10 protein-coding genes are annotated in these 16179 nt (G+C 33.9%); 5 read left to right on the top strand and 5 right to left on the bottom strand.

Annotated elements, in window-relative coordinates; genetic code table 11:
- The first annotated feature begins 15 nt into the window (after positions 1-15).
- On the top strand, positions 16-1476 hold the full coding sequence (locus tag ACHABU_RS03540) for a CoA-acylating methylmalonate-semialdehyde dehydrogenase (RefSeq protein WP_435762282.1): 1461 nt from the start codon (positions 16-18) through the stop codon (positions 1474-1476).
- 277 nt (positions 1477-1753) lie between these two features.
- Here the strand turns inward: ACHABU_RS03540 and ACHABU_RS03535 are convergent, their stop codons facing one another.
- The 4 genes from ACHABU_RS03535 to ACHABU_RS03520 form a co-directional block, all read right to left on the bottom strand.
- A complete protein-coding gene (locus tag ACHABU_RS03535) occupies positions 1754-3262 on the bottom strand; it encodes a CoA-acylating methylmalonate-semialdehyde dehydrogenase (protein ID WP_435762280.1) in 1509 nt (502 codons plus the stop codon).
- A gap of 89 nt (positions 3263-3351) precedes the next feature.
- Positions 3352-3846 (bottom strand): hypothetical protein, encoded by a 495-nt coding sequence (locus ACHABU_RS03530; RefSeq protein WP_435762278.1) that lies wholly within the window; start codon positions 3844-3846, stop codon positions 3352-3354.
- Positions 3846-5408 carry a sodium/proline symporter gene (locus ACHABU_RS03525; protein WP_435762276.1) on the bottom strand — a complete coding sequence of 521 codons (1563 nt, stop codon included), beginning with the start codon at positions 5406-5408 and terminating at the stop codon, positions 3846-3848. The genes ACHABU_RS03530 and ACHABU_RS03525 overlap by 1 nt, the downstream gene beginning before the upstream one ends.
- Before the next feature lie 29 nt (positions 5409-5437).
- On the bottom strand, positions 5438-5572 hold the full coding sequence (locus ACHABU_RS03520; RefSeq protein ID WP_435762274.1) for a hypothetical protein: 135 nt from the start codon (positions 5570-5572) through the stop codon (positions 5438-5440).
- 1263 nt (positions 5573-6835) lie between these two features.
- On the opposite strand from ACHABU_RS03520, the gene ACHABU_RS03515 reads away from it, so the two are divergent.
- The 4 genes from ACHABU_RS03515 to ACHABU_RS03500 are packed head-to-tail and all read left to right on the top strand — an operon-like array spanning position 6836 to position 14472.
- A complete protein-coding gene (locus ACHABU_RS03515; RefSeq protein ID WP_435762272.1) occupies positions 6836-8296 on the top strand; it encodes a MutH/Sau3AI family endonuclease in 1461 nt (486 codons plus the stop codon).
- Between the two features lie 20 nt (positions 8297-8316).
- A complete protein-coding gene (locus tag ACHABU_RS03510; protein ID WP_435762270.1) occupies positions 8317-10716 on the top strand; it encodes a hypothetical protein in 2400 nt (799 codons plus the stop codon).
- Positions 10716-11927, top strand: a complete 1212-nt coding sequence (locus tag ACHABU_RS03505) for a ParB/RepB/Spo0J family partition protein (protein WP_435762268.1) — start codon at positions 10716-10718, stop codon at positions 11925-11927. Before ACHABU_RS03510 ends, ACHABU_RS03505 begins: the two co-directional genes overlap by 1 nt.
- A complete protein-coding gene (locus ACHABU_RS03500; protein ID WP_435762266.1) occupies positions 11920-14472 on the top strand; it encodes an SNF2-related protein in 2553 nt (850 codons plus the stop codon). Before ACHABU_RS03505 ends, ACHABU_RS03500 begins: the two co-directional genes overlap by 8 nt.
- A gap of 244 nt (positions 14473-14716) precedes the next feature.
- Here the strand turns inward: ACHABU_RS03500 and dcm are convergent, their stop codons facing one another.
- A complete protein-coding gene (gene dcm / locus ACHABU_RS03495) occupies positions 14717-15973 on the bottom strand; it encodes a DNA (cytosine-5-)-methyltransferase (RefSeq protein ID WP_435762264.1) in 1257 nt (418 codons plus the stop codon).
- Positions 15974-16179: the final 206 nt, after the last annotated feature.

Genomic DNA, 16179 nt, shown 5'->3' with positions numbered 1-16179 from the left:
CAGGAGGTTTTTCAATTGACACAAACAACAGTAAAAACAATTAAGAACTATGTAGGCGGTAAATGGATCGAGGCAAATACAGATAAAACGCAGGAAGTTTTTAATCCAGCGACAGGAAAAGTAATTGCCCACGTCCCGGTTTCAACGTTGGAGGATACTGATCATGCCATTCAGGTTGCTGCAGAAGCATTCCAAACATGGAAAGAAGTACCGGTACCTAAACGTGCTCGTATTCTATTTAAATACCAACAACTATTAGTGAACAATCATGAAGAACTAGCTAGATTGATAACGATAGAAAATGGGAAAAATTTAGCCGAAGCCTATGGAGAAGTTCAGCGTGGAATTGAAAACGTAGAATTTGCTGCGGGTGCTCCAACGTTAATGATGGGTGAATCACTTCCATCAATTGCTACAGAACTGGAATCCGGAGTATATCGTTACCCAATCGGAGTTATTGCCGGAATAACACCATTTAACTTTCCAATGATGGTACCTTGCTGGATGTTTCCAATGGCAATTGCTACAGGAAATACATTTGTTATGAAACCATCGGAGCGCACGCCGTTACTTGCGAATCGTTTGGCAGAGTTATTTGAAGAAGCGGGTCTTCCGGCAGGAGTATTCAATATTGTTCATGGTGCGCATGATGTGGTTAATGGTTTATTGGATCATAAACAAACAGCAGCTATTTCCTTTGTTGGTTCTCAGCCTGTCGCTGAGTATGTTTACAAACGTGGTACAGATAACCTGAAACGTGTACAAGCACTTGCAGGCGCAAAAAACCATTCCATCGTTTTAAGTGATGCGAATTTAGATAATGCGACAACCCAAATAATGAATGCAGCATTTGGATCTGCGGGAGAACGTTGTATGGCAGCTTCCGTCGTAGCGGTAGAAGATTCCATTGCGGATGAGTTTATCGAATTACTAACAGAGAAAGCAAATAATATTCAAATTGGCGATGGGTTAGATGAAGGAGTTTTCCTTGGTCCAGTAATCCGTGATAACCATAAAGAGCGTACCCTAAGCTATATTAAAACTGGAGAAAAAGAGGGGGCTACGCTTGTCCGTGATGGTCGTCAAGACGAAGCTGCCCAACAGGAAGGTTATTTTGTAGGACCTACCATCTTTGATAATGTAACTTCAGAAATGAAAATTTGGCAGGATGAGATTTTCGCACCAGTATTATCCATATCTCGAGTAAAAGGACTTGAAGAAGGAATCGATTTAACGAACCAATCTCAATTCGCTAATGGCGCATGTATCTTCACAAAAGATGGTGGTAGCGTGCGGAAATTTCGCGAAACAATTGATGCAGGCATGTTAGGGGTTAATATCGGAGTACCAGCACCAATGGCCTTCTTCCCATTCTCAGGATGGAAAGATTCCTTCTATGGTGACTTGCATGCAAATGGGAAAGATGGATTACAATTTTATACACGTAAAAAAGTAATTACAACAAAGTGGGTATAGCATTTAATTTGCTTTATGAATTGGAGTCCTTATGATAGGGTTCTGTAGTTGAACAAATAAAGTAAGCTTTAAATATATGATTGCTATATCGTATATTCTTTGCGCCAGTTCTCTTATGTGATTTCTACATAGAAGAACTGGCCTTTAATTTATAAGAGTCACTTTAACTGTTATAAATAAAATTGAAAGGTGGGAGTGTGATAAATAACCACATTCCTACCTTTCAATGATAGAAATCGTATCTTCTGGATCAGCCAATCTAACGGTCACTTTAACTTTAGCTACTGGGGAAATTAAAATTTACTTCATCAGAGTCGTCTTGATCAAACCATCTCTCGGATACGGTTTTTGTTTTTGTAAAGAATCTCGCAGTATCTGGCCCAAACATTTGACCTTCACCAAATCTGGAATCTTTCCACCCACCAAAATTGTGGTAGCCAACTGGAATAGGGATTGGAACATTCACACCAACCATTCCTACTTCAATTTCTTCGATGAATTTTCGAGCATCACGTCCACTGTTCGTGAAAATAGTTACACCATTACCAAATTGATGATCATTAATTAATTGAATTGCTTCTTCAATTCTATCGACCGAAACGATTGCACGTGCAGGACCGAATATTTCTTCTTTATAAATTGTCATATCAGGCGTAACATGGTCTAGTAATGTTGCACCCAGATAGAAACCATCTTTATTGTCAACATCAGGATATCTTCCATCCACTACAATATTCGCACCTTCCTCAACTGCTTGATCAATAGCATTTAAAATGCTTTGTTTTGCTTCGGCACTTATAACAGCGCCGAAGTCTGCACTTTCATCGTCATATGAACCTGGGTGGAGGTTTTCTACTTTTAATTTAAGTTTTTCAGTGAATAACTCGGTTGTCTTTTGACCAACTGTCATTGCAACTGAAATAGCCATGCAACGTTGGGAAGCAGACCCGTATGCTGCCCCTAAAAATGAATCCACTGCTTGATCCATATTGGCATCAGGCAGAATAACCATGTGATTTTTACCACCACCAAAAGCATTCACTCTCTTGTGATGTTTCGTTCCAGTTTCATATATTATTTCTGCTACTTTTGTGGAACCTACGAAGCTGATTGCTTCTATATCTTTATGGGTAATAATAGAATTCACCGTATCTTTGTCACCATTTAATACATTCCATACGCCATCAGGTAATCCAGCTTCCTGCCACAGTTCAGATATTAAGAGAGCAGAGTAGGGAACCTTTTCGGAAGGTTTTAATATCATTGCATTACCAACAGCTACTGCCATGGTACTCATTGCAATCGGCACCATTACAGGGAAATTGAATGGTGAAATACAAGTGACAACTCCAAGTGGCTGCTTCATGGAATAAGCATTGATTTTCCCACCAACATTAACTGAATGTTCTCCTTTAAGAATATGTGGTGCCCCAATTGCCAAGTCAACTGATTCAATTCCTCTACTTATCTCACCTTTCGCATCTGAAATTGTTTTTCCGTTTTCTTTACCAATTAAATTTGCCAATTTATCTGTATTCTCTACTAATAACTGACGGAATTTGAAAAGAATATTTACTCTTTTACCAATGGATGTACTTGCCCACTTAGCTCCTGCTTCTTTTGCTAACGCTATGGATTGATCGACTTCTTCTGGTGATGCATATGAAACTTTGGCTAATTTCTGACCTGTAGATGGACTGTAAACAAATCCGAACTTACCACTATTTCCGGCTACTTTTTGACCATTAATATAATGGGATACTGTTTTAAAAATTACTGACTCCATTTACAACATTCCTCCTGTATTTTAAGTGTAAATATAGACTGTATAAAAAGTATCGACTACTTAAAAAAATAGTTTTTATTCATTTTGTTTTAAGATGTGGTTAAAGGATGATATTTCCCTGATATGGAATCGACAATTAATGAGAAATTTTTATTTCCTTGTTGATGTCCATTAACAACCCAATAGGAGCGATAAAATAGTTGACTGCTTTTTAACTCTAGTTTTGGTGACGACAAAACTTTTATTTTCCTTGATATAGTATGAAACAAAAATTCAATAGCAATTTTCTGTGCATTATCTTCTTGTAACTCTAATGGAAGTAGCTCCTTTTTTAAAATATCAATAGTAGTAAAATCAGGACGCTTATCTGCCAATGCTGTTACACCACTTAGACCATCAATTGTGCAACCAACCGTTCCTTTCAGTGGAGATATCGGATTTTTTCTAGCAAAAGAATATTCAAAGAAGAAATATGGATAAAATACAATATTATTAATGGAGTAGGATATATTAGACTGCATTTTTCCCAGTGAATAGATTACTTCTTTTTCGCTAATGGACATTTCCAATGTATTAATTTTCATTATTTTATAACCCCTAATTTATCTTGGAAGACTTTTGATATATTTTTCGCTTCAGGCCCTAGATCACGAGAAATATTTTTTTCAATCGTTCTCGGAATATTTCGTGGACCTTTTGACTCTTCAAAAATGGCTAATGTTTCCGGTGAAGGAGGTGTACCAAATCTATTACCAATTAACATAGCTATAATAGATGCAATTAATCCTGCTAAAAACGGATGGATAGCAGTTATTACATCAAGTGCAGCTAACGTCCAAATAATATTTGTTGATGCACCGGCAATAATGGAGCTTAAAATACCAACTTTATTAGCGGTCTTCGAATAGACTGAAGCAACATATGGGACCATAAAACTGTTTCCAAGAACCCCGGTAGCAAATATGACTAGGGCAAATACGGAAGGTGGTTGATATATCGCTACAATAATTCCTATCACTCCAACAGCCAGTACGCATAGTCTTGAGACTCGAATCATTTGCGTTTGACTTGCGTTTTTATTAATAAATCGTTGATAAATATCTCTTGATAAGATTGTCCCACTTTGCATCAAAATGGAATCCGAAGTGGACATAATAGCCGCCATTATTGCGGATAATAAAATTGCTGCAAATATCCCAGGAAAAAATGTGTAAGCAAGTGTTGGTATAACCATTTCAGGGTCTGCCAAATTTGGTAGCATGATAATAGCGACAAAACCAAGAATATATGGAGAGAATACAAATAGCTGATTCCAGAAAGTAGAAATAAGAATGGCACTTTTAACTGTTTTTGTACTTTTCATAGACATATGACGAACCACAACATGTGGCAATCCCATATACGTAATCGCATAAATTAATACTGCTCCGAGTACCATTCCCCACTGACCGTAATACGCTAAGTCTTTCCCCCAGATACTTAAATAAGTAGGATCAATTGCAGCTAATTGCTCATTTAAACCAGAAAGTCCTCCAATTTTTATGAAAGCCATAATTGTAATTCCTAATATACCAAGGACCATAATAATTCCTTGGACAAAGTCAGTCCATACAACCGCTAGATATCCACCTGTTACCGTGTAGATAATGATTACCCCTACACCAAATATCAATGACCATTCATAAGAAAAGCCCATCAAGCTTTCTAAAGCTTTTCCAGCTGCAATAAATTGAGCAAACACATATGCTGATAAGAATACAACTGTAATCAAAGATGCAACGACTTTTATTGCAGTACTTTCGTATCTTTTTTCAAGATATTCAATAGGGGAAAGGGCACCTAGTAGTTCTGACATCCTTCTCATTCTTTTCCCGAGTACCGATAAGTTAATAATTGAGCCACCAGCATCCCCAATTGCATACCATATCGCATACCAACCTTGTTGATATGCGAGAGCAGGACCGCCCATAAACATATATCCACTCATAGATGTACTTTGCATCGTTAATGCTGTAACAGCAGGTCCTAAACTTCTACCCCCAAGAAGGTAATCATCTACGGAATTACTTGCTTTTAATGAAAAAGATAAACCTATTGCTAATAAAATCAGTAAGTAAATAATAAAGATTATTCCTTCAATGTTCATACGGTCAACTCCTCATTCAAATTAATCTTTTACTTGTTATTTTCTATTTCCTCTTCATAACGGTCTTCCTTTTTTAATTTAAAATACATAAACAAACCAATAGCCATCCAAATAAATGGCCACGGAATAAAAAGCCAAAAAGTTTCTGCTGGAAGGTTAAACATTGGATCACCTCCTAATTTAATGGGATTGTAAGATTCTAAAGTTGAAGAATATGATATAGTTCTCTTCTCAATTTCTTACTATCCTTTAGGATAATATACTAATTTTAGTAAGCGTTTACACTTTACTAAATGTAAGATTATTCCTGAAATTTAGTTACATATTGAATAGCATAATTATTCTAAGATATTAGTATTCGTTTCTTAGAAGATAGGGATGAAATAGCCAAAATCAGTAATGTAATATAATACAAATAGATATGAAGATACCAAGATTTCTATTGTTATGGAACTGGAATTGATTTGAAAGATAACGACTACTGGAGAAAGTAGTTTCACATCTAACACAAAAACAACGAAAGTAACTATATTGCCATATCATTCTGGGGGTGCTTTTGAAGGGAATTGCAACGAGAGAAAACATCATACATCACTGAATCTGTCCCCCCGTTGCTTTAATACTGTAAAGCAACGGGGGACAGACACTTCTTTTTTGATACTAATAAGAAAGAAAGAAAAGTGCCGAACCCGCTTTAATACTTTAAAGCAATAAGGAAAAAGTGCCTGTCCTAGCAATGGGGGACAGGCACTTTTTTAAGATCTGTATATAAGCGATAAATAATACCGTTTGTTAATATTGCGCATTTGGTAGTAGCTGTTCTAAAATTCCGATACAATTGAGCGTCATGTTTAGTAAGTTTTAGCAGATTGTTTTAATATAAAATCCTACTACAACCTTAAAGGCTTTCTCATCAAAGAAAACATCCGAAAATACTATTAGAAAAGCATCCAAATAAGGATGCTTTAGTTATAGTACTATACTTCGAGAAAGTAAGAGTTAAAATCTAGAGTTTGGTTATTTTTTTGGCAATAAGTTATCTAATAAAGAGGGAGTTAATGAGAAGATAAAAAAGAAATTATTCACAATAAAATTGAATTTTTCCGTAACTAGGTAGTTAAAAACACAATTTTGTAGCATACCACTATAGTACTTAACAATATTATTTGATATCATAGATACAAAATAATATTACGAAAATAAAGTTTATAAAAGTTAAACTAGTAGAAATATCCTTAGTGAACAAAGATTTTTTGATGTAGTCTAATAGCTGAAACTCAGAGAAAACTAATTTAACAACAATGATGTTTATTTGTGTGTTATAGAAATAGGGTGATCATTTTGTCATATGATAAAAGAAAATTTAAAACGATATATTAAAAAAATTTGATGAGTTTACTGGTCTTTCGTTCGAAGACATATCCAATATGGTTAGCGTAAATCCCGAACTGGTTACTGGAAAATCATCAATTGTAACTATTGTCAACAGAATGTTAGATTACAAAAATTTGAATAAAAAGCAACTATCAAATCTAGTCTTGCCAAATCAATTATCTCTTAAAACAATACGTTTAGAATCAAATGGAAAACCAAGAGAGTCTATGTCTTTTGAGCAAGTTAATTTTATTGAGATGGTTGAAGAGGAGTGGAAAGACAGCAAGATAAGAAAAAAATTTACAGAAACTGTTTTCTTATTTGTGGTCTTTCAATATGTACAAATCAAAGAAGAACGTACCCTAATATTTAAGGGAATTAAGATTTGGAAAATGCCACAGGAAACATTGGATGCTGATGTTAAAAAACTTTGGAAGAATACTAGGGAAATTCTTTCGAAGGGTGTAGAGCTTAAGGAAAAGAAGGTAGGCAATAAAATATCAATGACAAACAATCTTCCAAAAAAAATGGATAACAATGTAGCCCATATTCGACCCAAAGGAAAAGATGGTAATGATAAAGTAGAGTTACCGGATGGGCAGATGATTACAAAGCAGGCATATTGGTTAAATAATAGCTATATTGCAACTATCCTTCAAGATATACCTGATGTTAAGTGGAGTAAAGCAAAACAAACTGAAAGCAAATCAACTTTCCCTGCTCATAAATTAAATTTATTACGTAATAAATTAGATAATCAGGTATATCCTGTAGAGGAATTTATCGAAAAAACAAAACAAATAATTCCAGGTTTTTCACAACTTGATGTTACTCATAATTTAGTTTCTGCACTCGACTTCAGACTGGATAACCGTTTTGTGATTTCGAACCATCTTAAAAGTCTTGATCAATACATTAATGATGTCATTTTTAGAGACGCTTATTTTCGAGTTCCGAAAAATCCCGTATTTGAAACTACCTATGTAAAACGTAAAATTGATAATTATGAGAACGACTTCAAGATATTACAAATTGAAGACGAACTTTATATTACTAACAACAGCCTTCTTGAAGGCGGGGTAAAAAAACAGAATCTTATTAGCTATAAAGAACATGTAGAGAGATTTGTAAAAAATGGACAGTTCTTTACTCTACGTTCTCTAGAAGAAACTCAATTCAGTCATGAACTTGAGGAGTATGGGTTTGACGATATATTTTATGAGAGTATACTTATGCGTCCAGGACGATTAAAATATGTCAAATTGGCTAACAAAGTTGTATTTGTCAAATCGAAAAAAGAAGTGACAATAAGTGATTTAACAGCTTATTTAATGGGGAATGATAAATCTATTACCGTGGATAGTCTTATTAAAAGAGCAAAGGAAATGTGTAAATTAGTCATTAATTATGATTATGCAATACGAATGATGAAAAATACAACATACTTTTACTCAGAAGATCTTCTTAAATTATTTGAAGATAAGGAAGGTTACTTTACAGAAATTTATAAATAAGTTGAAAAGGTGAATGCTGCGTGTATAGTCTATATGTCCTGACCATTTATGGAATATCATTAAACCTGGTCAAAAAACTAGTGAAAGCTGGCCTTACTATAAAAGACTTTGAAGAAAAAACAGAAAAAATTAACGATTTATTAGTTCATAAACCTGCTTTAGTTAAAAAAATAACTGAAACGCTCCCATATATAAAAAATGAAGAGCAGAAAGACAATCTCTATCAACTAGCACATGAGGGACTTTCAAGCTCAATTATCAATAGTTTAGTAGATTTTAATATAAGTTATTGTGATTTAGACAAACTGACTATAGAAAAACTCAATCAGATGATGGGTGGTAACCGTAAAAGTATCTATAAAAAAATAATTACGGCGTTTGAAAAGATTGAAACAACTAAGGGAAGAGTATCACGGAGGAATTTAAAGGAATCATCATTAAATATTTTATCTAATTTGCAGCTAGATGAAACGATTTCTGTTGATAAAATAGAAGAAAGGTTATCTCAGAATCACATTAAAATAAATAAAAATGATTTACATTCAATATTAGAAGAGTTACATACTATAAATTTTATAGTATATGATTCTCAAATTGTAAAAAGGAACCATCCAAGGTTAATGGATTATTTAGGGAATGATTTTAAAGATAAGGAAATCTTCGTCAAGCGTTTACAAGGTCAATCCCTATCCGAACTGGCCAAGGACTTTCTGTATTCTCGTCAGGGAATAAGAAATATTGAACAAAGAGTTATTAAAAGAATGCCAGTTTTTGTAGAGGATTTACGATATCGGGCAGTCTTTGAGAAATTTGATATTTCTCAAGACTTATTTAATAAGATGTTTGAAGAGCCAATAGAAGTCTATAACTATTTGAATACAAAGTTTAAAAAAGGAAATCAATCGATTCTGGAAGATGTTTTTAACCCGAATTATACGGAAGTGCAGCGTAGGATTATTTTACGATACTATAGTTGCTTTATTAGCAAAAAGGGTGAAATTAAGGAAATCTCTAAAATGAGCATCTTTGAAGAAGTAGTTTTTAAATATGCTCTAGATGCTGTTACGGATGCAGAGATAATCGAGAAATTCAATGAATATATAATTAAGAACAATCTACCCCAATCCTATATTTCTGAGGAATCCTCCATACGTGGAATAAGTGATCGTTGTCAAACTAGTATTAAGGGAAAGGGAAATACTTATCGTTACTATGATTTTGATGTAATTACAAATGGATTAATGGATGAACTGACAGGGCTTTTGGAACTTGACTCAGGTGTTTATAGTATGAAGAAACTTTTCAGAGAATCACCAGAGTTAATGGAGGAAATTGATATTCGTACTGAATATGAATTACATAATTTGTACCGGCGTTTGATAAAGGTAGATAATATCTATTATAAGAGAATGCCAGAATTTACGGTTGGAAATATAAGTAAGAAGGATTTTCTAATAAAGCTATTTATAAAATATTCTCCTATACCTTTAAAGGAATTTTTAGAAAGTATTGATGAAATATATGGTTTGCGAAAAGATTCGTTAAGTAGTTATATAATTGGTTATTTAAATGAGTACCTTCACGATGATATTATTAAAACTGACTACGTGGAGTTATCAACTGAAGAATATAAGTACTTGAAAAATAGATTAGTAAAACCTATATATCCAATGGAAGAAGTAAAGAAAATAGGCAGGTCTATAGGCGATGGATTTGGTGAAAAGTTTATTAATAATATGACTCTTTTAAAAGTGGGGTATCAAATCAGAAGTAATTTTGTTTTAAGTGAAAGGTATAATAGTGTTGATGATTATTTTCGCAGCATGATTTTGTCCAAGGATTACTTTATCAATGAACACCTTCCAGTATACCGAACACAATCTTTTGGTTCTGTAGTCTATAATTTAGAAAAAAGCTTTGAAATTTTTAAAGTGGAAAAGGATGTTTATATTACATATAAGAAGCTTTCTGAAGCAGGCATAACGATAGACAATATAATGGATTATAAGCGCTCGTTGTTGGAGTTTATCGATGAGGATGAAAATAAATACTTTACACTACTCTCAATCAGGGAGGAAGGTTTTGAAAACCTATTAGATGAATTAGGATTTTCTGATATTTTTTATGAGCGTTTAATATGGGCGTTTGAAGAATTTAGAGCTATTCAGACTTCTACTGGTTATATTTTTAAAAGAACTGATCATATTTTATCGTTAAAAGAATTTCTTTTTGATTACGTGTCAGAAAGGCGTATTGTTAAATTGGAGGACTTAATTGATGATATTAAAGATGTATATGATATCATGTTAGACATGTCCAAGGTTATATATACGCTTAGACAAAAGGATGTTTTCTATTCTGAAGAATTATACAAATTTTATATTGACAAAGAGGATTTTTTTGAGGAGGTATATGAATAATGGAAGAGATTAATTTATTGGGGTTAATTAAAAAGAAAATATCAGAGACTTCGGGAACCAGAAAGTTAACTATTAAAGGAAAAACAGAAAACTATAAGGTTTATCAGATACCACTAGAATTTCTATTTTATAATGATCAAAATGGACGTATCGCAACATACATTAGTAAATATTTGGATGAGAAAGGTCCACTAAATATGGACGATAAAGAAAAGTACAATAGTATTGTCCATGAATTTATTGTGGAGTCAAACAGTAAAGCATTTAATAACACAAAGAAAAATATTAAAGCATTTGGGCAACGCTTACCGGGTGTAGTCTTGCAAAACGGGCGGATAATCGATGGCAATCGTCGCTTTACTTGTCTCCGTGAGTTGCATGAAGAGGAAGGAAAAGATTATTACTTTGAAGCTGTTATTCTAGATACTGAAAAAGGAATCACCCCAAGAGATATTAAAAGTTTAGAGTTAAATTTACAACATGGAGAGGAGAGACCAGTCGATTATAATCCTATCGATAACTTAGTGGACGTGTATAGAGATATTGTTGAAACGGGAACTTTCACAGTAAAGGAATATGCTCATAATACCAATAGAAGGGATAAAGAAGTTGAGAAATTAAGGGACAAGGCTATTCTAATGGTAGAGTTTCTGGAGTTTATCAATGCAAAAGGAAAGTACTATATTGCTCGTGATTTGAATCTCGATGGTCCTTTACAAGAAGTGATGGTTATACTTAAACGTAATAGTGAGGATCAACAAGAGGATGTGAAAAATGCACTCTTTGCTTCTCTTCTAACCTCAAATAAAGGTGACTTAACAAGGCGTATTCGTGAAATTGGTAGAGAAATCATTAATACAAAAAATGCTGAAGACTTCCTTGATGAATATGAAGACGTTATCGAAGAAGTATATGATACATTACAGGAAGAAGATGTCGTCGATATATCTACGATTAACAAAAAAATTAGTGCTAAGGAGGAATTGAAAAAAGAGAGTAATCAAATAATTGAAAAAAAGATTGAAGCAAATCGAATCGATGCAGCACGAAATAAGCCTGTTGATTTATTGGAGCGTTCATTTCAAGCATTGGACACTATTGATACATCTGCGGTATCCAGAATGGGGGATAACAATAAAGAGGATTTCAAGGAACTTCTGGAGAAAATCCAATCAACAGTAACTTTGTTAGGGGAAAAGCTTGATGTTTAAGGAATTAGCAATAAGACCAAGTTATTACACTACAGATGGTGATACCGTAAAAGCTTTCTATAATCCTGTATTGTCTAATTCCATCAGATATGATCGTGTAAGTGGTTATTTCAGCTCTAGAGCTCTTTCTTCATATGCCAAGGGTCTTAGCGGATTAGCTAAGAATGGGGGCCATTTTCGTTTAATTATATCCCAGGATATCAGTGAAGAGGATTTTGATTTAATTAAACAAGGCTATTCACTTAGAAGCGAAATTAAAAATGAATTGCTGCAGAAATTAGATGAGGATTTGTCACCTGATGAGAATATTAACTTCTTCAATCTTGCCCATCTTATCGCAAAGGGGATTGTTGACATAAAAATTGGATTCAAAAAAAATGGATTGTTCCATTCAAAATTTGGTTTATGCACTGATAAGGATGGAAATGTTATCTATTTTACAGGGTCTAATAATGAAACCTATGCTGCAATAATGCATAATTATGAAGGATTTGATATAACTACATCTTGGTTGGCATCAGGGTTTGATATGCAAAAGTTAGAAAAAGCACAAAGTGAGTTTAATTTACTGTGGAACGATAAGATGCAGGATAAAAATATCTTTATTAAAGAAATTAATGAAGTCGTAAAGAAAAAAATTATGGAGTATGATAAGGGGAGAATTATTGTGGATACCGAAATGCTTGTAGAGGATGCTCTGATTTTAACTATAGAGGATAATCAATTAGTCCTTCAAGATAATTTAGACTCTTATCAAATCAATCCCGATGACTTCACCTTAGCACGAAAATTAAAACGGTACTATGAGGGTGGTTATCCTAATTTTCGTTCTGATTTAACCTACGTAGATATGCAAAAGGTTATAAAGACACTTGAAAAGTACTCCACTAAGAAAAAATTTACTTTTGTAGTAAGTAATAGACTAATCGATTTTATTGACCAACATTCTTATTGGATTGAAGAACGGTCTAAATACGGATTATTAATTAAAAATAGGGACCCAGGTGTTATCACTGACTATAAAAAATTTCAAGCAGTTGTTTCAAATGAGTTGGAACGAACGTTAAGAGAGCAACAAATGTGGAGTGCATTCTACATGATTCAAATGCAAAAAGCGGCTAACTTTTCTGTGCCTGGGGCAGGGAAAACATCAATGGTCTATGGTGCTTTTGCTTATCTAAATGCACCGGAAATAAATAAGGTAGATAAAATTGTTATGATAGGCCCTAAAAATGCATTCCTCTCTTGGAAGCTTGAATTCAAGGAAAATTTCGGTGATAAGAAAGATATCCATGTTCTCGATATTCATGAGGAAGAGTCTGCTGAAGTACAGTTACGTCTAAATGGGGGAAGTAAGAACTTAATCCTCATTAATTATGAATCACTGGGAAAATATGAGTCTGCTTTGTTAGATATTATTGATGGTAGGACGATACTTGTATTTGATGAAGTTCATAAGATAAAAGGAGTACAAAGTGTTCGGGCACAGGTTGCGAAACGTATCTCAGAAAAGCCAATATATAAATTTGTATTAACAGGAACCCCGATTCCTAATACTTATCAAGATATATACAATTTCTTAAATATCTTGTATATGGAAGAATATAATATGTTTTTTAACTTTCAGCTAAATGAATTAAAGAATCCAGGCCCTACGGAAGTGAAAGCGATTAATGAGAAACTAAATCCCTTCTTTTGGCGTACGAATAAGAAACAGCTTGAAGTACCAGCAGTAAATGAGGATATGATTATTAAATGCACGATGACTTATGAAGAACAGGAAATTATAGACTTGTTATATCGTAAATATGGTAATTCACCATTCCATTTATACATCCGTTTAATCCAGGCATCTACTAATCCAGAGCTGTTATTAAAATCTATAGATTTTATTGAAATGTATGGAGAAGATTATTTAGAAGACTTGGATAATGAGTTGCAAAGCGATACAGCCATATTTAGCAAAGAAGAGATGAATATCATTAGCAGAGTAACAGAGTCATCTAAATTCCATAAAGCGTTAGGATTAGTCGAAAATTTGTACCGCGAAAATAAACAATCAATTATTTGGTGTATGTTTGTTAACACAATTGATAAAGTGTACCGTGAGCTTAGTGCTAAAGGTATTAAAGTGGCAGTTATCTATGGTAGTACCCCTCAGAATGAACGCGATAGTATTATTGAGGCTTTTAAACGAGATGAAATTGAAGTACTTGTTACAAATCCTCATACTTTAGCAGAATCGGTATCACTTCATAAAAATTGTCATGATGCAATCTATCTTGAGTACTCTTTCAATCTTACACATATGCTTCAATCAAGAGACCGGATACATCGACTAGGTTTACCAGATGGTCAATACACTCAATACTATTATTTCATGCTCGAAAACGAAAACGAATATCAACGTAACACTATTGATGAAAAGATTTACATACGGTTAAAGGAAAAAGAAGAACGTATGTTAGAAGCAATAGAAGGAGATGTATTAATACCAGATCCATCTGATGACTTGGATGAAATATACAAGATGTTTCAGTTGTAGATGGTTATGGATTAAGCCCCAACTAATTTGTTAAATTATCCAATAGTCGGTTGATAATTATGGTTTTAAATTAAATTAAAACGAGACTTCATTAGAGCATACAATTCTTTTTGATACTTACTAATTTTTAGTCTGTCTCTACGTTCTGATTATTATGCGGTGAAGAATAGGCTCATTTACTTTTTATTCCATGTTAATTATAGTTTATGATAAATTTTACCATAAAAAAACTGATACCTAGGTATCAGTTGAAAGATAATTTTAATTGGACTTCAGTGGATTGGTCTATTTTTTCTATTTCTTCGATACGTTTGCCTATTATTTCAATCAATCCGACTACCAATGCATTGCCCATGCAGAAGTATCTGTTTCGATCAATCATTCCGGAAGTCCAATTATCAGGAAAGCCGTTTAATCTCTCACATTCAATCGGTGTGAGATATCTTTTACGGCCATTTACCTTGACAATATGAGAACTGCGGTTGGTAGTTCCTTCACTTGTCAGCATAGTTCTTCCAGGCTTATCCAAGTCATCGGTAGGGGACATACCACCTTCTGAGAAGAAATACTTATGACCAGTGGCGGAAGTTCTTTCGATTTTTTTCGGACCTCTCAGATAGGCAAACTTTTCTTCGGCTTGCTCTGAAAGATAGAATTTTTCATCTATAAGTTCTTCATCAAGAAGAATATCCTTAAGTGGTATCGGTTTATGATAGACCGGATCGACATGAGCAGTAAGTATTTCACCCTTTTGCATAATTCCTGCAGTATGGAAGTTAAAGGAAAAGTTGTCTGAAATATCCACAATGTCCATTGGCAATTCTACTGAATCCAATCTGTTTTTATAAGGTTCCTCTTTTACTGGGAAAGGTTTGGCAAAGAAACCATCTTTGAAAACTATTTCACCTTTAGTAAGTGATCGTTGACTTTGTTCAAAAGAAAGATCATTCTTGTATGCAAAGATGAAGACTCTCCTTCTTCTTTGGGAAAAACCATAGTCAGCGGCGTTAATTACACGCCATTCTACACTGTAATTAAGGTCCCTGAATGTAGCCAACATGACTGCAAAATCTCTACCTCTCTGAGAAGAAGGAGATTTTAGCAACCTATCAACATTTTCAAGCAAAACGTACTTTGGATGTGTATTCTCAAGAACCCTCCTGATTTCCCAGAAAAGTACGCCTTTCTTTCCCTGAATCCCTCTCTCGCCGGAAAGCGATCTGGCGACAGAATAATCTTGGCAGGGGAAACCTCCACAGACAAGATCAGGAGCCAATTCCTGAAATTCTTCTTCTGACACTGTGGCTATATCTTTATTTACATGAATTCCATCTTTAAAGTTTCTCGCATAGCAGTCAAAAGCAAATTGTACTTTTTTACCTGGCTCCCATTGGTTTGTCCAAGCTACTTCGAAAAAATCCTTGTCAGCCTGTTCAAAGCCAAGTCTGAAACCACCGACGCCAGCGAATAATTCTATGACACGTAAATTTTGATTTGTCATTATACGAACACCCTTTCGCCTTTTTAACCATTATAACTCATGTTGACCAAAAGATGAAGATCAAATTTCAAGAAATTCAACTTTTTATTTGGGTATCCAAATTACAATTTAAATTCTATGGCAAGGTTAGATTATATCAAAGTTAATGTTTTTTTACTAATGTCGGTTAGAAATTCATATATTGATATTATCATAGAATTGCTAGT

The sequence above is a fragment of the Oceanobacillus sp. CF4.6 genome, from assembly GCF_051262635.1.
In the GTDB taxonomy this organism is placed as follows: Bacteria; Bacillota; Bacilli; order Bacillales; family Amphibacillaceae; genus Oceanobacillus.
This window is presented reverse-complemented; position numbering and strand designations above follow the sequence as displayed.